A 20,386-nucleotide genomic window follows, 5' to 3' on the forward strand; every position below is an offset into this window, starting at 1 on the left:
TAGCGACGTTGCATTCAATCGCAATAGCTAGCTATTACTCAATCATGCGCCTTGCTCTTCATCATTTTTCCTCAACAAGCCCTGATCACAATATTTACGGAATGGAATAAAACGGAATTACTAGTGGGCTTAGCCGCCTCTATTGCCATGAATTGTAAACCTTGTACAAACTATTATTTGCAATAAGCTAAAAAAGGCGGGGCAGTAAAAGGGGAGATATCAGAGGTCATTGCCAAGGTAAAGGCGGTCTCTGCGGGACAAAAAATGACAAAGCAGTGCGATTTTATTGAATATAAAATTAATATTAATGACTTTAAATAAAATACAATGTTAACGTGACCTATATCTAAAACATATAAGTTATATGATGTTTTAATTCTGTTGTTGTGATTTATATCCTTCCTGTGTAGTCTGTTGCGTCTTTTCAGGTTGGTTATTGGTGGCCTGATTTTATTTTCTATTAAAGGATATCTGGATATGAGCAATAAGCTGATCCTTGTACTTAACTGTGGTAGTTCCTCTTTAAAGTTTGCCATTATTGACACGGCAAGTGGAGATGAAAAACTCTCTGGTCTTGCAGAATGTCTGCATTTAGAAAATGCTTCTATTAAATGGAAATTAGAGGGTGTGAAAGGAAAAGCTGAACTTGGTCATGGTGCAGCTCACAAACAAGCATTAACTTATATTGTCGATGAAATTCTTGGTCAGCAGACGGCGCTTAAAGCGAGTCTGCATGCTATTGGTCATCGTGTGGTACACGGTGGGGAGCAATTTACGGCTTCCGTTGTGATCAACGATGAAGTGATGCAAGGCATTAAAAAATGTATCGCATTAGCGCCACTGCATAATCCCGCACATATTGTGGGCATTGAAGCCGCACAAGCCGCGTTTCCAACGCTAAAAAACGTGGCGGTATTCGATACTGCATTCCACCAAACTATGCCAGAACAAGCTTACCTGTATGCATTGCCATACAAATTGTATGCAGAGCATGGTATTCGTCGTTACGGCATGCACGGTACAAGTCATTATTTCATTAGTCTTGAAGCTGCAAAAATATTAAACAAACCTGTTGAAGAGTTAAACATCATCAACTGTCATTTAGGCAATGGCGGCAGTGTTTGTGCCATTAAAAATGGTAAATCGGTAGATACTTCAATGGGCATGACACCCCTTGAAGGCTTAGTCATGGGCACACGTTGTGGCGATATTGATCCTGCTATCATTTTTCATCTTCATGATGAATTAGGTTACAGCCTCGAAAAAATCAATACCATGCTCACCAAAGAGTCTGGTTTGTTAGGTTTAACAGAAGTGACCAGTGATTGTCGTTTTGTTGAAGATAACTACGACACAGAAATAGTTGCTAAGCGTGCGATGGATCTTTACTGCTATCGTTTGGCTAAATACATTGCAGGTTACACAGCAGCCCTTGATGGCCGTTTAGATGCGGTTGTATTTACAGGCGGTATTGGCGAAAACTCAGCGCCTATTCGTGAATTAACATTAGCACGCTTAAGTTTACTTGGATTTAAAGTAAACAGTGAAGCAAACCTGACTAACCGTTTTGGTAAACAGGGTATTATCAGCGAAGAGAACAGCACCGTTGCAATGGTTATTACAACCAATGAAGAGTGGGTTATTGCGCAAGATACATTGGCATTAACTAAATAATCTGAATTCTTATTTAGTTAATATGTTCTGAGGCCAGTTTAATGACTGGCTTTTTTATGCCTGCTTAAAAAACAAACGTTGATATGTCAAAGTGTGTCAAAAATCGATATTTGACACAAACTATCACAACACTCTTTAATCTCGACAAACTCTAGACAACTTTTTTTGTTCTACTCTGATTGTTCGTATTGAAAGCTACAAATATAAAAAATAGTATAAAAATACGCTTGTATCTATCTAGGTTATATTATCTATGGTATTTTTCACCTCGCAATGGACTGTTATTGTTTTTTTGTTATTTAGTGTTAAATAACGTCACCAATTAGAAGAATTAAATGAAAAAAACTGCACTGTTGCCCACTGTACTTATTCTCTTTACAGTACTGACAAGTTCGCCTCTCTTTGCAAAAAAACACCTCTCGGCAAGATCTGCTGTGCCTGTTTACAGTACGATTGTTAATTATCATGAAGTATCACAAACGCTGTCATTAATTGGCAAGTTACAATCTGATAAATTTGTCAGTATCGCCACCGAAGTTACGGGGAAAGTGAGTTCAATCAATGTAGAGCAGAATCAGAAAGTGCAAGAGGGACAATTGCTGTTTAAACTTGATGATGCTAAAGCGCAAGCTGCGTTATTGGAAGCGCGCGCTTTTCTGGCTGATGAACAAAGAAAGTTAAATGAATATAAACGTCTGGTTAAAAGTAATGCGGTGACACAATCCACACTAGACGCACAAACTACATTGGTGGATATTGCTAATGCACGTTTAACAGCCGCTAAAACTGAGGTCAATTATCATCATTTAAGTGCACCGTTTGCGGGCACTATTGGTTTATTAGATTTTAATCGTGGACAGATGGTGTCAGTGGGATCTGAACTGCTGACCTTAGATGATCTCTCGGTGATGCAACTGGATCTACATGTTCCTGAACGTTATATGTCGTTAATTGCTAAGGGCATGCAAGTGCAAGCAAGCAGTCGTGCGTGGGAAAATGCATTGTTTACAGGCGAGGTGATTGCCATCGATTCACGCATTAATCCTGATACGCTCAATTTACGTATTCGTGTGCAGTTTGATAATAGCGATAATCGCTTAAAACCGGGCATGATGTTAGCTGCCAAGTTAGTTTTTCCTGCGATTAATGAACCGATTATTCCTGTACAGGCATTAGAGTATTCTGGTACTAAACGCTTTGTTTATCTGCTCGATGAAAATAATAAAGCACATCGCACAGAGGTGATATTAGGTGGGCGTATTAAAGACAGTGTATTAATCAAATCGGGTATTGAGGTTGGCTCTCGCATTGTGGTACAAGGTCTGGTAAATATGTCCGATGGATTGCAAGTGAAAGACTTAAGTCTTGAAAAAGAAGCAACGATTGCAGAGGCGCTATAATGTGGATCTCTGATACCGCGGTTAAACGCCCTGTTGCGGCCATTGTACTGAGTTTATTATTATGTATATTTGGTTTTGTCTCCTTTGAAAAGCTGGCTGTACGTGAGATGCCCGATATTGAAAGCCCCGTTGTCACTGTCATGACCCGTTATGATGGTGCTGCCGCCTCAATAATGGAAAGCCAAGTCACTACGGTGATTGAAGATCAAATAACCGGTATTAGTGGCATTGATGAGATTCAATCGGTTACCCGCAATGGTATGTCACGTATTACCGTGACCTTTGATCTTAGTTGGGATTTAACCGAAGGGGTAAGTGATATACGTGATGCGGTTGCAAAAGCCAAACGTGATTTGCCTGATCAAATTGACGATCCTATTGTTTCTAAAAATAATGGCAGTGGTGAGCCCTCTCTCTATATCAATCTAAATTCCAGTAAAATGGACAGAGTACAACTAACAGATTATGCACAGCGCGTTTTAGAAGATCGTTTCAGTCTGATAACCGGAGTAAGCTCGGTTGATATCAGTGGCGGTTTATACAAGGTAATGTATGTAAAATTATTTCCTGATTTGATGGCGGGTAGGGGAGTGACGGGTAACGACATTCTTAATGCATTGAAGAAAGAAAATGTTGAAAATCCGGGCGGTGAAGTACGTAACGATACCACCGTGATGTCCGTGCGCACCGCACGGCTGTATGATAAACCCAGTGATTTTGATTATCTTGTGGTGCGCCGTGCGAGTGACGGCACGCCGATTTACCTAAAAGATGTTGCACAGGTTTTTATTGGCGCTGAAAATGAAAACTCCTCCTTTAAAAGTAATGGTGAGGTGAATTTAAGTTTAGGCATTATTCCACAGTCCGATGCTAACCCGTTAGAGGTTGCAAAACAGGTGCGCGCAGAGGTTGACAAAATTCAAGCGTTTTTGCCAGATGGTACAACGCTGACGGTGGATTACGATTCAACAGTTTTCATCGAAAAATCGATCAAAGAGGTTTATAACACTCTGTTTATCACTGGCGGATTAGTGGTATTGGTCTTGTATATTTTCATTGGCCAAGCACGTGCCACGCTTATTCCCGCGATCACCGTGCCCGTTTCATTAATTTCATCGTTTATTGCCGCTTATTATTTTGGTTTTTCTATCAACCTGATCACCTTAATGGCGCTGATTTTATCGATAGGGCTGGTGGTCGATGATGCCATCGTGGTGGTAGAAAATATATTTCATCACATTGAACGTGGTGAAAAACCATTAGTTGCGGCTTATAAAGGCACACGTGAAGTGGGTTTTGCAGTGGTGGCGACCACGTTAGTGTTAGTCATGGTGTTTTTGCCTATCTCCTTTATGGATGGCATGGTGGGGTTACTGTTTACCGAGTTCTCTGTGTTGCTGGCGATGTCGGTTATCTTCTCATCGTTAATTGCATTAACACTGACCCCCGTACTTGCCAGTAAACTGCTCAGAAATAATACCCAGCAAAGCCGTTTCAATATTAAAGTGGAAGCTTTTTTTAAAAAACTAGAAGTCAGTTACCGTCGCGGGGTAAAAAAATCAGTGCAATATCGTTTGTTTGCACCAGTGATCATTGTCGCCTGCATTGTCGGTAGTTTTGTATTGATGCAACAGGTGCCATCACAACTCGCACCACCAGAAGATAGAGGTGTGTTATTCGCGTTTGTCAAAGGTGCAGAGGGGACGAGTTATAACCGTATGACCGCTAATATGGATATTGTGGAAGCGCGTATTTTGCCGTTAGTAGGGCAAGGGGTGATCAAGTCATTTAGTACCCAAGCACCTGCATTTGGAGGCATGGCAGGCGATCAAACCGGTTTTGTTATCATGGTATTAGAAGATTGGCAGGACAGAGATGTTAATGCACAACAAGCATTAGTTACCATTAAAGATGCTTTAAAAAACATTCCTGATGTACGCGTTTATGCCATGATGCCGGGGTTTAGAGGCGGGTCGAGTGAGCCTGTACAGTTTGTTTTAGGGGGCTCTGATTACTCTGAACTTGAAAAATGGGCTGAACTATTAAAACAAAAAGCAGAACAGGCGGGCATGTTAGAAGGAGGTGATTTAGATTACTCTGAAAAAACACCCGAATTGGTGGTCACGATGGACCAGCAACGTGCCGCTGAGTTAGGCATTAGTGTTGATGATATCTCCCGTACGCTTGAGTTGATGTTAGGGGGACGCAGTGAAACCAGTTATATAGAGCGCGGTGAAGAATATGATGTTTACCTGCGTGGTGATGAAAACAGCTTTAATAATGCCAGCGATCTGAGTCAAATATATATGCGCAGTGCGAAAGGGGATTTAATCACCCTTGATACCATCACGCAGATTGAAGAGGTCGCCTCGGCCAGTAGGCTGTCTCATTATAATAAGCAAAAATCGATCACCCTTAAAGGCAATTTAGGGGCGGGTTATACCCTTGGGGAGGTCTTAGACTTTTTAGATGAACAAGCTATTAAGCACTTACCCGACGATATTTCCATCGCTTATGCGGGTGAATCAAAAGACTATAAAGAAAACAGTAGCAGTGTATTGATTGTATTTGCGCTGGCGTTGCTGGTCGCATATCTGGTACTGGCTGCCCAGTTTGAAAGCTTTATTAATCCGTTAGTGGTGATGTTTACCGTGCCGATGGGGGTCTTTGGTGGCTTTTTAGGCTTGTACTTTATGCAACAGGGGTTAAATATCTACAGTCAAATTGGTATGATCATGCTGATTGGCATGGTCACAAAAAATGGCATCTTAATTGTTGAGTTTGCAAATCAGCTACGCGATCAAGGTATCGCGCTAGAGCAAGCGATCATTGATGCTTCTGCGCGACGCCTACGCCCTATTTTGATGACCGCATTCACCACCTTGGCAGGTGCTATTCCACTATTATTGTCCAGTGGCGCAGGGGCTGAAAGTCGTGTTGCCGTGGGCACGGTGATTTTCTTTGGCATGGCATTTGCGACCTTGGTCACATTGTTTGTTATTCCTGCTATGTACCGTTTGATTTCAGGCAAGACACACTCGCCAGGTCATGTTGAAGCGATGTTAGAGAAAGAGTTGCAAGAAAACGTGTTTTAAATGTAATTTAATTACTTGTTTGTTGTTTTTATAAACAAATAGCCAATAAAAGTGCTTTCTAAAACCCTGTCTGACCCAGTTTATGCTATATTCCTGCTCAAATTTGTAGGTTAACAGAAAAATGACAGACAGAATTCTGTCATTTAATTATCGCGCATTTGATTTAGATCTTACTTGAAAGCGCTTAGCCAGTGTAATATTGCGACTTATTTATTAATAAGTCTCTGTAATAAGAAGGAATAGTTATGTTGTATGGATTTGATGTTGGTGGCACTAAAATAGCGTTTGCAGTGTATGACCAAGAGTTAAACTGCTTGTTTGAAGATCAAACACCCACACCGCACGATTACGCTTCTTTTATTACCATTATTACCGACATGGTACGCCAAGCAGATGTTAAATATGACGTTAAAGGGCAAGTTGGTTTAGGTTTTCCGGGGGCAATCAATCCTGAAGAGTTGACCTTAAATTGTGCCAATGTGCCTGCGATTAAAGGCCGTCCGCTTATTCACGATCTCTCTGTCTCGTTAGAACGTGATATCAAACTTGAAAACGATGCAAACTGTTTCCTACTTTCAGAATGTTTTGGTGGCAGTGCCGATGGTTGTGCAACGGTATTAGGGGTGACACTCGGTACGGGTGTGGGTGGCGCGATTTTTGTAAATGGTGAAATCCTAACGGGTAAAAACTCGTTCGCGGGTGAAATTGGTCATTACCCACTACCTGCAACATTATTAAAAAAATACCCTGAATTGCCTGATCTAACTTGTGGCTGTGGCCGTCAGATGTGTTTAGAGCTTTATGTCTCTGGTACTGGTTTAGGCAACTTATACAAACACTACGCGAAAACATCATTAAAAGGCCCTGAAATTTTAGAAAAATTCCGTGCCGGTGATAAAATAGCCAAAAAAGTAGTGGATGTTTATTTTGATATTTTAGCTGCCGGCATCGGCACGGCAATGATGGTATTGGATGCGGATGCGATTGTCTTTGGTGGCGGTTTATCAAAATTTGAAATTCTGGTTGAAGAGTTTACAAAACGGTTACCCGAGCACCTATTAAATGATGTTCAGTTGCCTGTGATTGTGAAAGCTAAATTTGGCGGTGAAGGTGGTGTACGTGGTGCAGCGCTTCTTAACTACAAAAAGTAAGCAATAAAAATTGTAACGACTCAGGCAATACCTTCGCCAAAATGGAAACTAACCCATTTTGGCGAACTTTTTACTTGTAAGTGGTTGATTTGTACTGGTGTGAAATTCCATTTTTACCTTAAATCAACATTGGCGAAGGTATTGCTCAGGTCGTTGCCATTTAAGCCTTGTTCATGGTTAAACTTCAGTTATCTATGATAACCGTGTTGAAAAATGCTCATTTAAACCACTAAACTGCGCTTTTTCGCCTTTTTTGATCTTTATTTTTACAGCACAATCTTGGTTAAAATAGTTCGACAAACCCCTATAATCCTTATAAATTACCCTGTTTATCATTACCTCTTTTTTTTGTTCATAAAGGATCTCCTATGGCTCAGCAAGCCTATCAATTACTGCGTATTATTATTATCGATAGCTTTTGGAAAAAACAAGTTAATGAACTTGATCTAACAGGCCATACCCAACTTGAAGGGACAAATGGTGCGGGTAAAACCTCCTTGATGCGTTTATTGCCACTGTTTTATGGCATGCGCCCCAGTGATATTGTTAGTAAGGTGGATCAAGCCAAAAACTTTGCCGATTATTACCTACCACGCGATACCAGTTTACTGGTTTATGAATATCAGCGCCCTTATGGGCAAACCTGTATGGTGCTTGCTAGTAGTGATGGCCGTGCAGTGCATTATAAATTGATTGACAGTGCTTATGACAGTACGCTGTTTATCAAAGAGAAGCAGCGTTTAACCATTAATGAGATTGAGCGAAACTACCGCAATGCAGGCGCTTTCTGTTCAAGTTTTTTAGGGGTTGATAAATATCGACAAGTCATTCAAAACTTGCGCAGTGGTCGGAAAATTAAAGATATTCGGCAATTACAAAGTCGTTTTTCTTTTAGTGACAGTGCTATTCCACATATCGATAAAGTGGTCAATGGCACCATTGAGAAAAACCTTGATTTTGATGCCGTAAAACGGATGCTGGTGGAGATTGCCAGTGATCATCTCGCGCGTAACAGCATGGATGAAAAAGAGCAGATCAGCTTAAATAAAGAGGATATCAGCCATTGGCTTGCGGATATTCAAGCGAGTCGTGCTATTCAAAAAGTGGCGGATAAAATCGCTCTTTGGCAAACGGATTTCACCAATCTTGATAGCTTACTGAATAAACTTCAACACCTGCATTTTGAGATGTTAAGCCATCAACAAAAATTACAAATTAAGCAAGAGGGGTATCAACAGAGCAAACAGAAAACCATCATTGAACTGGGTGAGTTAGAAACAGAATTGAAACAATCCTCTGATCATTTGAGAAAAGATATCAGTGCATTAACGGCGCAAATAGAAGCCGATCAAAGTCGTATCAACCTGCTTGATGAAGATAAACTTAACTACGAAGATAACGATGCTGCCAGTTTCCAACTGCAAGCCTCTCAAGCACCACGTTTTCAGCAGCAACTCAATGAAGTTAATGAGATTATTGCCGCTTTTGAGGGCAATATCAGTAAAATTCAGGGTAAATTTGAAAAGCTGATCACCCAAGTTAAACAGCAAAAGATAGTGGATGTGACCGCCAATAAAGAGCAGGGCTTCACGGTCAAAGAGGGGGCTTCGTTGCAACTTAGTGTGATTGCCGAAACCCATCAAGCACAGTTAAGCAGCTTAAATGAACAGTTAAGTGCAACGCATCTTAAATTAACGCTAGCGAAACAAGCGCTTGAAAATGAGCAACGGCGCTTACAAACAGAGCAAAATAACCCTGTTTTAGAGTCTGAATTAGTGGCCTCTATTGAAGAGAATCAATTCAACTTAGCGGCAACGCACGAAACGCATACACTGATTTTAGCGCAGCAAAACGAGTTAAACAGTGAACTCGGTTTACTCGAAACACAGCGTTCACAACTGCTTGAAAAACATAAGCAAGAGGGGCGTTACTTAGAAAAAATCAAAACACAGCTTCATGATATTGAGTGCCAGCTACGCCCACAAGAGGGCTCTCTGCAACACTTTTTGACTAATGAGCCAAGCGCAAGTCTATGGAAAGATAATATTGGGCGATTACTCTCAACAGAGCAACTAAGCCGTACTGATCTCGCGCCTAAATGGTGTGGTCAGTCAGATACTATCTATGGTTTACAGTTAGATTTAATGCAGTTGCAAGAGAATGATCTGCAACTCAGTGAAGATGAACTGCGTGAAAAAGCCAACGATTTAGATGCGAAAGCATTGCAATTAAACAGCAGTATCACTTCGTTAGAAACACAGCTTAATGCCTGCCATAAAGCGATTAAAGCACAACAATTAAGCATCGCGGCTAGCAAACAAACCTGCAAGCAAAATGAGCTAAAACTTGAGCAGTTAAAGACCCAACAAAGCCACCTTAACGATAAAAAAATTCGTGTTATTAAAGCCTTTGAGCTTGCCTGTGAAGTACAATTAAAAACGCTTAAAACAGAGCAAAAAGAGAATCATCTTAAAATAGAGACGTTTCAAACAGAGCAACAAGATGAACGTCTTGCGTTACAAAACTTAATGTTAGAGCAACGCATGGTGGTAGAATCTGACAGAGATAGCCAACTTGATGAACTCAGCAATCAACTGCAAAAAATTGAACAAAGTGCCTCTGAGCGTCTGCGTGATTATAAGCAACAACATAGCAGTGCGTTAAGTGAACTTGATCCCGATGGTGAGGTCGATAAACGTACCATACAACGGTTGGCGTTGGAAAAATCCTTGGATGAGTGCGCTGTATGGGCGCGTAAAGCCCGTGAATATGCGCAGTTTATGAATGATCGTTATATTCACCGTGATAAGTTGGTCGAGGTTAATCAAAATCGAGATGTTGAAAAACGGGGTTTTGAAAATAGTTTAGAGGATTTACTTTGCGAAAAAAGTAAAGCGATTGCTGACAACCATAAATCACTGAAAAAATGCAATACACAACTGCGCACAACAACGGAACTGCTAACGCAGTTAAGTGACAGTCAGCGTTTATGTGAAAAGAGTGGCATTGCGAGCATTGAAAGCATTACCGAGCCCAATAATGAAGCGGATCTTACGGTGAGTTTCTGTTTTGATTGGTTAAAACAGTTTGAGGTGGTGGATAAACGTTTAAGTGAGCAACTGAATCGTTTTAATGAAACCTTTAAAAAGAACCATGCGAGCAGTGAACTGTTTGAAAACTGGCAAAAACTGATTGCGGACAACGATAATTTTCAAGGTGCACGTAACCTGTTTAAATATCGCGATCCCATTGCTGATCTGCTCAGCAGTGCGTTACAGAAACAGAAAAACACTTACCAGTTGGTCACGGTCAATGCCAATATGATCAACGAATTCTATCAGCATATTGAGAACTTTGGTCGGCGTATTAAAACCATTGGTAAACAGCTCTCTAAAAACGTCACCGCCTTGGCGAATTTTGAAGCGTTGGCAGATATCAATGTGTATACAGTAATGAAACAGGAAGAACTGGAATATTGGGGACCGCTACAACAGTTTGCCAAACTGTTTGAAAAATATCGTGATGACTTGCGTGAAGGCGTGGGTGATATCCCCGATGAATTGGTTTATGCGATGAAAAAACTATCAACTTATCTGCCCAGTGAGGGGTTTGTGTTAGCACATCACCAATTATTTGATATTGAATTTTCTATCCGTGAAAAAGGGCAATTAAAATATGCACGTAATGCTCGACAACTGAAAAAAATAAGCTCGACAGGGCTTTCTTATCTCGCCATGTTATCGCTATTCGCAGGGATTTTAGGCATGTTACGTGGAGAGAGTGAATCTGCTACTAGTATCATTTTACCTGTGGATGAATTGGGTGAATTAGCTGCGGAAAATGTGGATCTGTTATTAAAAATGTTTTCAGATAATCATATTCGCATGTTATCGGCTTCCCCTTCAACGGACAGACATATCTTATCGCTCTATAAACGCCACTATAAAATAAAAGATAACAAAATATTCCATGCAAAAATTCCGCTGTCACGTATTGATGAATTACTGGCGATGCGCGCAAAACAGCAACAAGCGTTAACCGAAGTGGAGACTCGCCATGTTTAAACAAACAGTGCAAAAATTATTAACTGGTGAAATTATTTGTGAAACCGCGTTTGTGGATCAGTTTGAATATTTACGCCTTGCTGAAAATCGTGAGCGTGTAGAGGATTTTCTGTCTAATTTAGACAGGAATTTAACTTACCTTGACAGTGCTGATGCTTATTACACTACCTTTCAACAGGTTGACCAAGAAAATAGCAGTGAATTAACACAACTGTTTTTAGAGGTGCGTGGCTCATTTCGCCCATTGGTGGAGTTTTTAGGGCTATTATTAACCGCCACACAAACAGATTTACCCCTACGCGCGAAATCAATGGTCAATATTAATACCTTGTTTGACCCTTTTGAACACGATCAAACTCTGCGTGAACAACTGCGCCGATTAACCTCAATCAAACCGTTTAAAACTAATAAATTAGAGTCTCGTGAACAACTGGTGTTTATTTTTCAAAAACTGGAAGAGTTACGTTATTTAGTGCGTAAAAATAGTGGCAGTAGTCGCTATTACGCCACGGCAAAGTTTGATTTAATCTACTTATTGATTGAGTTTTTAAATGACTCTGAGTCTGTTGAACTGCCTGACGCGGTTGAGCAAACACAAGAGGAGTTACTCTTTTAATGGCCGCTTATAATGTTTCTGATGTTGCGGACCTACTGCGAAAAATTGGCGCGCATGATCAACTGCTTGCTGATGCTTATGTTTACGGAACAATTACGCAAGAGCAGAGTGAATCACGTAAAATAGCTTCTTTACATAAAGATGGCTTGTTACGCCCTGATGATGAACTCGGTGATTATCGTGTCACCGCAGAGCTAAAACGGATGCTCAACCGTTTAATGCGTAAACAGAGCAGTTATCGGCAATTAACCGACATGGGGAAAGTGATTGATACCCTTGATGACATGGTTAAAGATTATCGGCTTTCGGTGCAAACCAATCAACACGATGACGCTGAGTATTACTTAGATCAGCTTGATGATTTGCTTTACGAAGCAAAAGATAACCTCAACGTCAGCCTTGAAAATATGCATTATGCTATCTCTAGTCAGTTTGGTTTTGTCAGCACCTTAAGTGCAAAAGTACGTGAAAATGAACGTGCGCTTGAGTATGCACAAAAACTGCTCACAGAGTTGCAACAGGTTGATCCTGAAAGTTGTTATGAGTGGGCAGATTGGGCATGTCCTCCTGATTTTGCACGGAAAATAAGTGGCTTTGTTTATTGGTTTAATCAAACCTTGCCACGACTGCGTTTTATTATCGACAATATGCGTTTAAGCCTGTTTCGCCTACGCTGTGATGAAAAGCAGGCAAGTTTACTGCGCAACATGGCGCGTTATCTTCATAAACACCCTGAGTTTGAGTTAAGTGATACGCTATTTGAAGATCCACGTTTACCACAAACACTGAAATTAGCGCCACCGATAAAATTTAAAAGTTATGTTGATACCCGTAATAGTGATCTTGAAGCACCCCTTATTGCATTGGTACAAGCACTGCGCAAACCCACTAAATTAGCCCCTACACCGGAGCGAGAAATCAGTGATTTAGAGCTTAGTGAAGAGCAAGCGTTTATCATTGATCATGACTTTTTTGAGGAACAAACAGAGCGCCTTTTTGAGCAGGTGATTAAACATGGAAAACCACTCTCTGCGCTTCAATATTGGCAAAATGCGCTTAAAAGTTGGATCAGTGAAGCGCAGTTGATTGATCCAAAAGAGTGGGTCGAACTGGTATTTAGCAGTTATTGCAAACTGACCAACGATCAACAAAGTGCGCTGGATATTAAACCCAAAGGTGTGCTTGTCGCAGGAACAACAGATAACTTTACCTACAGTGATGTAGAGATTTTGTTGCGATGAATAAAACATTATTCAAATATTGTAAAAACAATTTAAACTTTGTTGGTAGCGGAAGACTAAAAAAAACAGTCTCATTAAAACGCTTACATGAAGATTATGGCTTTGGCTCTCTCGATGACAGATTTTGTTATTTTAATGAAAAAGATAAACAGCAGTTAATTGAACGTGTGCAACTTGAACTACAGGTTCACCTGTTTAGAGACAGTTATCCAGAGACTAAATCGCGCATTGGCAACGCACAAAATAACCGCAATGAAAAAGTTGGCGCACTTAAAGTCAGTGACGATTTTGTATTAGTTAACAGTTTAGATAAGCTCTGTCTTAATCAGAAGATCAGTATCAATAATAAATTAATGGCATTGGGTCAGTTTATCTGCGCCTCTGAGGTCGAAACCATTGAACATCAACAGATCATTTTAGTGGAGAATTTAGCGGTGATGGCAAACTTATTTTTGTTAAACATACCCTCTGAATTGGAAAATGCGTTGTGGCTATATCGAGGCGATACACAAAAACATAAACAAACAGGCACGGCTAATCCGTTTTTTAGACGCTTTCAAAAAACAAATCAGTTGATCTGTTTTAGTGATTTTGATCCAGAAGGATTAAAAATCGCATTAACCTCTGGTGCGACTCACTGGTTAACACTTAAGCAAAAAGACGATATAAAAATAGCGTTAAAAGGTGATGAGTTTGAGTGGTTTAAACAACAAAATGCGAAGCAGTATTTAAGTAATCATACAAAATTACCAGACGTTATTACTGAGTTATGTAATACCATGAACAATAATCAAAAAACCTTAAAGCAAGAGCATATGCTGGCTCACTCACTGCCATTGGCACTGTACCCGCTTATTTAACGATAAAATTGCAAAAGAAAGTGGTAAGCCAAGTTTTGCAATACTGCATGGCGCACACATTGACCAAGAAGCGTTTCCACGTTTTTCTCATACTCTGCCTCGATTAGAAATAATTTATGCTTACATTTGCCAGTATGGAAATGCACATGATGGGGCAAGTTTTTGGGCTTATAACCAGAATCCTATCGATACACAAGATTACCTACCCGCACATGGCATGGGATATACAAGCAGTGATCAGGTATTTGAAGCGATCAGTTTATTACATACAAAACATGCTAAAGTAGCGCCCTAATTTAAAACTAAGGATCGGCTTCAAAATTACTTGCACTTTTGTTTTCAAAATAACCCATCATTTCAGGTTTTTTGAAAAAATTTAGCGCAAGTTATTATGTAACGATTCCTAAACAAGAGATCATTATGTTAATTACAAAAAACAGCGCGGTTGAATTCCATTATACGTTAAGTGAAGCGGGTGTTGAGCTTGAGAGTAGTGCGAATGAAAAACCAATGTCTTACTTACATGGACATGGCGGTGTATTTCCTACCATGGAAGCCGCTCTTGAGGGAAAAAAAGTTGATGATAATGTTGAGGTGACACTAACACCTGAACAAAGTTATGGTGAGCGCCGTGAAGAGGGGCATATTCAACGTATTGCCATTAAGCATCTACAAAAGAAAGGCACAAAAGAGAAGTTAAAAGTGGGCGCGGTTGTCTCTGTGGAGTCTAACCAAGGTAGCCAAGAAGTGACTGTTGTTAAAGTGGGTAAATTTAATGCCGATTGTGATCTTAACCATCCGTTAGCGGGCAAAACACTGACTTTTGCCATTCAAATTGTATCTGTACGTGAAGGCTCAGAAGAGGAATTAAGTCACGGTCATATTCATGCTGAAGGCGGTTGTGGTCACTAGGCTTATTAAGTTAAAAAAATTAACCACGAAGGCACAAAGAGAAAGAAGATAAAAATGAAATATTTCTTCGTGTTCTCTGGGTAGTGTAGCGACTCTGTGGTTATATTTTGGCATTAAATGTAACGTGCTATAAAATAAAAAAGGCTATAAAATGAAACGAGTGACGCTCTATTCAACGAACAAATGCCCGCATTGTGATAGTGCTAAACAGTATTTTGAAGCTAAAAAAATCAAGTTTCGTTTGATTAATATTCAAAGCCCCGCAGGTCAAAAAGAGTTTGCTAAAACGGGGTTTCGTGCAGTGCCAATCATTAAAGTGGGCGAAGATTATCTCAATGGATTTTCAATCGCTAAGTTTAATAAGCTCTATTTGGATTAGTTGGGCGAAACTAACGTTTCACTTCCAAAGTCAAAAGCTTCGGAAGTGAGACTTCAATCCAGATTGTTGCTATTACTTCATATCCTGCTCTAGTAACCACAAACGGAACGTTCTTTTCTCATCTTTTGAGGCGTTTTGATAAAGCGAGATCAGTGTCGATTTTGTTGCTACATTTGATTTTACTGTCGCGTTTGATCTTTTTGCTACAACAGCTTGTTTACTCCCTGCATCTGCTAACACAATACCATTTTTCTGGTTATAGGTCACAATCAACTTTTCAATGTCGTTGTAAGGCATAAAACCTTCACCTTTTAAGAATGCACTGTTCTTAATTTGGTATTGTTTGTTGCTACTGATGATTTGCCAAGCAAAGCCTGTTTTGATGCGTTTTTCAGCTTGTCGTTGGGTATTGATGTTTTTTACTGATATTTGTGTATCTTGTTGTAGATCGATGGTGAAAATAGCAGGGCGACTTTCAACGATCTGATCATTGTTAAATTGGTTTGAGTAACGCACCACAATTTGGTGTTCACCTTTGTTCAGATCGTTTTCTTGTTGCGAGAAAAAACTATTTTTTACCTCTTTGCCATCAATGGCTAAAATATATACCCCATTAATACCTTCAAGGTTGAGTGCATAGCTTGTTGGCATCATTAATAAAGCTAAAATAACGGTCATTCTTTTCATGAAAACTCCTGTTTTGTTTACTGGCTTGTTAAGGTAAATGTGGTGGTGATTTTATTTTCTTCTGCACTGCCTTTTAAAGAGGGGTGCAGAGCAAAAATTTGTTTATTATCAACGAGGTTGATTTTGATTATCTCCTTTTTAATGGTACTAATTCGTTGCTGTGCAAGCTCAGTAAGTTGTAAGCTTGCGAAAGGTTGTAGTGTAATAAGTTTTATCAACAAAGCTTGATGATACTGTTTCTCGAAAATAGTATCATCAATTTTTTGTTCAGCATCAAAGGTCGCAACTAATTTATTATTAAGTTCATCAAGCGATTTTTTGCCTTGTAATGTGGTTAGCTGTTTTTCCATCAGTTGGATCTGTGCTGGCTGATTTTTACCTTGTAGCTCAAGTTCTGTTATCAATTGTTGTTGTTTAAGAACAAGGGTCTCCTGTTTACTATCAACATTGACACGTATCTCTAAAATAAGTTGTGGGCGTTTTTTTAGTAACTCAGAAAGTGTTTTTAAATTATCTTTTTGTTGTTGATTTAAGTGTGTGCTACCGAGTTCAAACGTCACCGAGTTGAGAGACTGTTCATCACCTCCGACAAGGTTTGCAAGCAGCGAAAAGGGGGAACTAATTGCTTTAGTCATCACATTAACCAGTGCTTTAACAATTAAACCACTGATTTCAAAGTCGGGGTTATTCATGTCACCTTTGGTGGGCAGGCTAATATCAATAATGCCATCACTGTCTTTAAATAGCGCCAGTGCTAGTTTGATAGGCAAGCCTAAAGACTCTTCACTCTCAACCGCTTCACCGAGTTCAAACTGCTCTAAAATGAGCCTGTTTTTTCCATCTAATAAACCGTTGGCAATTTTGTAATGTAACGCCAAACTGAGTTTACCTTTATCAATCACATAACCTGCGTAACGACCAGCGTAAGGGGTGAGGGTGGTGAGTTCTATTTTATCAAAGTTAATCTCAATATCGGTATACAGATCGCCACTCAAAGGATTCATTTTTCCCCGCACTGACATCTTGCCATACTCTTCAACTGTGCCGTGAATATTGACATCAGCACGTTCAAGATTATTGGAAGAGAGCCCTTTGATTGTGCCATTCATATTTTGAATACTGGTCGAAAATTGTGGTCTCAAAGAGAGGTCGGCAAAGTAGCTACTGCCTTCTTTTATATTGATTTCTGCGATATCAATTTTAATGTTTGTAGAGGGTTTTTCTGTTTGTTCACTGCGGTTATTGGCCATCATTAATTGTGAAAAGTTAATTTTACGTTGTTCACTGATAATGAGACGTGAGTAAGGTTTATTAAGGTTTATTTTTTTTATATCAATCACGAGTGGAAAAAACGTAATATCAATAGGGGTAATAGCCAATTTTTGCCAGCCTAATAAACGCTGGTTAATTAATTTATCACTACTGTCAAAGTCTGTGATATCAATATTCCCTTTAAATGCACCTGCTAACTCACTGTTTTTATTAATACTTATCGAGGTATTGCCGTCGATAGAGAGACTGCCTTTTTTAATGCTAATATGAGCAAACTCATCGAGGTAGGGCTGAATGAGATTAATGGGAATGGCCGAAAGCTTTATTTCACTGTTCAGGCTAAAGGGCTGTGCAACTAATTCACCCTTGAAGCGGTTTTGTTGCGAGCTTTCTCGCTTCTGATTTTCTAAATAAAAGGAAAGTGAAAAGGGTTGTTGGTTGGATAAACTCTGATTAAGTTTTTCAAGTCGGGCATTAATCTGCTTTAGTTTGATTATTGACCCACCCTTGACGGCATTATCAACAATATTTACCTGACTCTCTTTGAGATTAAGGCTGTTGATAGACCAGAGAAAAGAGGAGGAAGTTGTACTTGGCGTTTGAGCCTCTTTTTCTAAAAAAGGTTTCAAGGGTTGCAGTAGAGTAAGCTCACCTTGCTGATTACGTAGTAGTTCTAGATCAACACCCTCAACAGTGATCGTTTCAATGGCAACAGACTGCTTTATTAAATCAAATTTGCTTGGGCCAATTTTTATCTGTTTAATGGTCACAAAATCTGTTTGCTCTTTTTGTATCGCCACTTTAATTTCATTAAGTATTACAAAGGCATTATCAAGTTGTAGCTGTAATTCCCCATTGATATAACTTAGCGCATAGTTCGCTTGTAGGGAAACATCGGCATTGGTCAGAGAGTAGGGAGCAAACCGTTTTATGTAAGTCCAGAAACGATGTGCACGGATCCCTTGGATCTTAAATTCCCCCTGTGAGCTGAGTGGCGCAACAGAGAGTGTACCTTGCCAATCCAGCGATTGATTGTTACCCAGTGAAAGGTGTAATTGGTAATCTCCTCCTTTTTTGACATAGGTAGAGAAGGCAATGAGATCAAAACTGATGGCATCAATTTGATGTTTGATAACGTCACTCTGGCTATGATCGGTTGCACTGATCTGGCCATTTTTAACACTGATATGATCAAACAGTAATTTAGGTAGCATAAAGGGTTGCGCTATTTTTGGCTTTACACTTTTGGGCTCCGTCGTTAGGGCAATATGCTCAGCTAATGCCTGTTGGATATTGGTGCTTCCATCAGGATTGATAATAAGATTAAAACTAGGCTCAATCAGTTCAATATTTTTAAACGTAAATGCCCATTCTATAAGAGAACGAAGTTCAAAATCAGCATGAAAACGGCTGAATGAGAGTGCTTTATCCTGTTTATCTTTTATGGCAAGTTGATGGATGGTTAATGTGAAGAGGAAAGGGTTCAGCTCAATTTTTTTTATTTCTGTTTGCCAGCCTAAATGTTGTGTAACTTGTTCACTGATGACATTGTGGATCACTTTAGGCAAAACAAAAAAACCAATGACACTGTACAGTGCTAAAAACGTGATAAGCCAAAAAGGCAGGGAGCGATAGAATTGGCGACTAAATAATTTTTTGAAAGAGTTCACAGGAGAGCCTTAACTGAGAAGTTTAAAGCTAAAGTATAGATGAAGAGGGGTTTAATTTATAGTTTTTGTATTAAAAATTAGAAAGCTGAGTTGTTATTTTACTCAGCTTTTAATTGCTTTGCTAGTGGTGCTATTTTTGTTTATCGTTAATGATGTTTTTGATAAAGAAAATAAGGATAAAAGCAAAGATGCCACCGGTAATAGAGAGACCAATGATAGAATAATAGACAACGGGATCGTTCAGTAACATATCGAAAAAATCCATAGTAAACTCCTTTTTATTTATTTTCTTTAATCTTTTAATAATAGAGTCAAGTGGGGTTTTTTACTGCTGATATAGATCAAGTTAGCGATAAAAAAACCACGTAATAACGTGGTTTGTGAGTCGGGTATGGTTTTGAACGACAGCGGCGATGATATTACTCTGGTAGTACACCATTGTGATATACGTTTTGTACATCATCACAATCGTCGAGCATCTCCATAAATTTGTTGAATTTTTCAACATGCTCAGGACTAATTTCAATATCCGCTTGAGGAACAAACGTGACCTCTTCGACATCAAGTTCAAGATCAGGGTAGCTTTCATGAAGCGCGTTTTTTGCTTTAAAGAACTCAGTATGTGGACAAAACACACTGATTTTTCCCGCTTCAGCAACAACGTCAGTGACATCAACATCTGCCATCATGAGATCTTCTAATACCGCTTCATCATCTTCACCCGAAAATACAAATACCGCTTGATGTTCAAACATATGTGCAGCACTACCTGGCGAGCCAATTTTTGCATCTGTTTTGGTGAAACAGTTGCGTACGTCAGTCCAAGTACGTTTGTTATTATCGGTTAAACAATCAACAATCACGCTACAACCACCCGGTGCAAAACCTTCATAAGTTGCACGTTCGTAATCTTCACCTGCACCACTTTGTGCTTTTTCTATTGCACGATCAATAACGTGGCTAGGTACTTGGTCTTTTTTCGCGCCATCAATTAAACGGCGTAGTGCAAGGTTACCTTCGGGATCAAACCCACCATTTTTAGCAGTAACATAAATCTCTTTTGAATATTTAGAATAAACTTTTGTTTTTGCGCCCGCAGTTTTCGCCATAGACTCTTTACGGTTTTGATATGCTCTTCCCATGTTCAGGCTCTTTATTTGTTGGTTAGTTAATATTTATGGCAGGAATTCTACCCCTAAGGACGCTTGTAGGCTAGTGTGGGAACGATAAATGTTGCGCTAGATAAACTATTGAGTCCTATAATTGATGGTTGTGGTTATAAAGGATAAAAAATGCACGATAGGATTGTGCCTGCAATTTTATTTTTGTGTTGTAAAAGGATAAAAATGCACGATAGGATTGTGC

General features: G+C 39.6%; 14 protein-coding genes. 10 read left to right on the forward strand and 4 right to left on the reverse strand.

What is annotated here, in order from left to right; genetic code table 11:
- The first annotated feature begins 477 nt into the window (after window positions 1-477).
- The 10 genes from G322_RS0109450 to G322_RS0109505 all read left to right on the forward strand — a co-directional run bounded on the left by G322_RS0109450 (window position 478) and on the right by G322_RS0109505 (window position 15,392).
- Window positions 478-1,674, forward strand: a complete 1,197-nt coding sequence (locus G322_RS0109450; RefSeq protein WP_022941554.1) for an acetate kinase — start codon at window positions 478-480, stop codon at window positions 1,672-1,674.
- 335 nt (window positions 1,675-2,009) lie between these two features.
- Window positions 2,010-3,074 carry an efflux RND transporter periplasmic adaptor subunit gene (locus tag G322_RS0109455; RefSeq protein ID WP_022941555.1) on the forward strand — a complete coding sequence of 355 codons (1,065 nt, stop codon included), beginning with the start codon at window positions 2,010-2,012 and terminating at the stop codon, window positions 3,072-3,074.
- Window positions 3,074-6,169 carry a multidrug efflux RND transporter permease subunit gene (locus G322_RS0109460; RefSeq protein ID WP_022941556.1) on the forward strand — a complete coding sequence of 1,032 codons (3,096 nt, stop codon included), beginning with the start codon at window positions 3,074-3,076 and terminating at the stop codon, window positions 6,167-6,169. The genes G322_RS0109455 and G322_RS0109460 overlap by 1 nt, the downstream gene beginning before the upstream one ends.
- Before the next feature lie 245 nt (window positions 6,170-6,414).
- Window positions 6,415-7,320, forward strand: coding sequence for an ROK family protein (locus G322_RS0109465; RefSeq protein WP_022941557.1), 906 nt, complete (start codon window positions 6,415-6,417; stop codon window positions 7,318-7,320).
- Between the two features lie 368 nt (window positions 7,321-7,688).
- Complete coding sequence (locus G322_RS0109475; RefSeq protein WP_022941559.1) at window positions 7,689-11,384, forward strand: ATP-binding protein; 3,696 nt, start codon at window positions 7,689-7,691, stop codon at window positions 11,382-11,384.
- Entirely contained in the window at window positions 11,377-12,000 is a 624-nt protein-coding gene (locus G322_RS0109480; protein WP_022941560.1) for a hypothetical protein, read from the forward strand. Before G322_RS0109475 ends, G322_RS0109480 begins: the two co-directional genes overlap by 8 nt.
- Window positions 12,000-13,241, forward strand: a complete 1,242-nt coding sequence (locus tag G322_RS0109485; protein WP_022941561.1) for a hypothetical protein — start codon at window positions 12,000-12,002, stop codon at window positions 13,239-13,241. The genes G322_RS0109480 and G322_RS0109485 overlap by 1 nt, the downstream gene beginning before the upstream one ends.
- Entirely contained in the window at window positions 13,238-14,101 is an 864-nt protein-coding gene (locus G322_RS22235) for a DUF7281 domain-containing protein (protein ID WP_022941562.1), read from the forward strand. Before G322_RS0109485 ends, G322_RS22235 begins: the two co-directional genes overlap by 4 nt.
- Before the next feature lie 420 nt (window positions 14,102-14,521).
- The gene (locus G322_RS0109500) at window positions 14,522-15,013 is read left to right on the forward strand and encodes an FKBP-type peptidyl-prolyl cis-trans isomerase (RefSeq protein ID WP_022941564.1); all 492 of its coding nucleotides are present in this window, start codon (window positions 14,522-14,524) and stop codon (window positions 15,011-15,013) included.
- 151 nt (window positions 15,014-15,164) lie between these two features.
- Window positions 15,165-15,392, forward strand: coding sequence for a glutaredoxin family protein (locus G322_RS0109505; RefSeq protein WP_022941565.1), 228 nt, complete (start codon window positions 15,165-15,167; stop codon window positions 15,390-15,392).
- 72 nt (window positions 15,393-15,464) lie between these two features.
- Here G322_RS0109505 and G322_RS0109510 read toward each other — a convergent pair whose 3' ends face one another.
- From G322_RS0109510 to G322_RS0109525, 4 genes are all read right to left on the reverse strand, one after another.
- On the reverse strand, window positions 15,465-16,079 hold the full coding sequence (locus G322_RS0109510) for a YccT family protein (RefSeq protein WP_022941566.1): 615 nt from the start codon (window positions 16,077-16,079) through the stop codon (window positions 15,465-15,467).
- A 17-nt stretch (window positions 16,080-16,096) separates the two neighbouring features.
- Window positions 16,097-19,021 (reverse strand): DUF748 domain-containing protein, encoded by a 2,925-nt coding sequence (locus tag G322_RS0109515; protein WP_022941567.1) that lies wholly within the window; start codon window positions 19,019-19,021, stop codon window positions 16,097-16,099.
- Window positions 19,022-19,151: 130 nt separating this feature from the next.
- A complete protein-coding gene (locus G322_RS24535) occupies window positions 19,152-19,286 on the reverse strand; it encodes a hypothetical protein (protein ID WP_022941568.1) in 135 nt (44 codons plus the stop codon).
- Between the two features lie 154 nt (window positions 19,287-19,440).
- Complete coding sequence (locus G322_RS0109525; protein WP_022941569.1) at window positions 19,441-20,163, reverse strand: YebC/PmpR family DNA-binding transcriptional regulator; 723 nt, start codon at window positions 20,161-20,163, stop codon at window positions 19,441-19,443.
- Window positions 20,164-20,386 lie beyond the last annotated feature (223 nt).

The organism is Psychromonas hadalis ATCC BAA-638 (assembly GCF_000420245.1).
Classification (GTDB): Bacteria; Pseudomonadota; Gammaproteobacteria; order Enterobacterales; family Psychromonadaceae; genus Psychromonas; species Psychromonas hadalis.

Bases quoted from the DNA above. Each gene is read 5' to 3' on its own strand.
- G322_RS22235 (WP_022941562.1), top strand. From the start codon at position 13,238: ATGAATAAAACATTATTCAAATATTGTAAAAACAATTTAAACTTTGTT.
- G322_RS24535 (WP_022941568.1), bottom strand. From the start codon at position 19,286: ATGGATTTTTTCGATATGTTACTGAACGATCCCGTTGTCTATTATTCT.
- G322_RS0109505 (WP_022941565.1), top strand. From the start codon at position 15,165: ATGAAACGAGTGACGCTCTATTCAACGAACAAATGCCCGCATTGTGAT.
- G322_RS0109450 (WP_022941554.1), top strand. From the start codon at position 478: ATGAGCAATAAGCTGATCCTTGTACTTAACTGTGGTAGTTCCTCTTTA.
- G322_RS0109460 (WP_022941556.1), top strand. From the start codon at position 3,074: ATGTGGATCTCTGATACCGCGGTTAAACGCCCTGTTGCGGCCATTGTA.
- G322_RS0109480 (WP_022941560.1), top strand. From the start codon at position 11,377: ATGTTTAAACAAACAGTGCAAAAATTATTAACTGGTGAAATTATTTGT.
- G322_RS0109510 (WP_022941566.1), bottom strand. From the start codon at position 16,079: ATGAAAAGAATGACCGTTATTTTAGCTTTATTAATGATGCCAACAAGC.
- G322_RS0109465 (WP_022941557.1), top strand. From the start codon at position 6,415: ATGTTGTATGGATTTGATGTTGGTGGCACTAAAATAGCGTTTGCAGTG.
- G322_RS0109455 (WP_022941555.1), top strand. From the start codon at position 2,010: ATGAAAAAAACTGCACTGTTGCCCACTGTACTTATTCTCTTTACAGTA.
- G322_RS0109475 (WP_022941559.1), top strand. From the start codon at position 7,689: ATGGCTCAGCAAGCCTATCAATTACTGCGTATTATTATTATCGATAGC.
- G322_RS0109500 (WP_022941564.1), top strand. From the start codon at position 14,522: ATGTTAATTACAAAAAACAGCGCGGTTGAATTCCATTATACGTTAAGT.
- G322_RS0109525 (WP_022941569.1), bottom strand. From the start codon at position 20,163: ATGGGAAGAGCATATCAAAACCGTAAAGAGTCTATGGCGAAAACTGCG.
- G322_RS0109485 (WP_022941561.1), top strand. From the start codon at position 12,000: ATGGCCGCTTATAATGTTTCTGATGTTGCGGACCTACTGCGAAAAATT.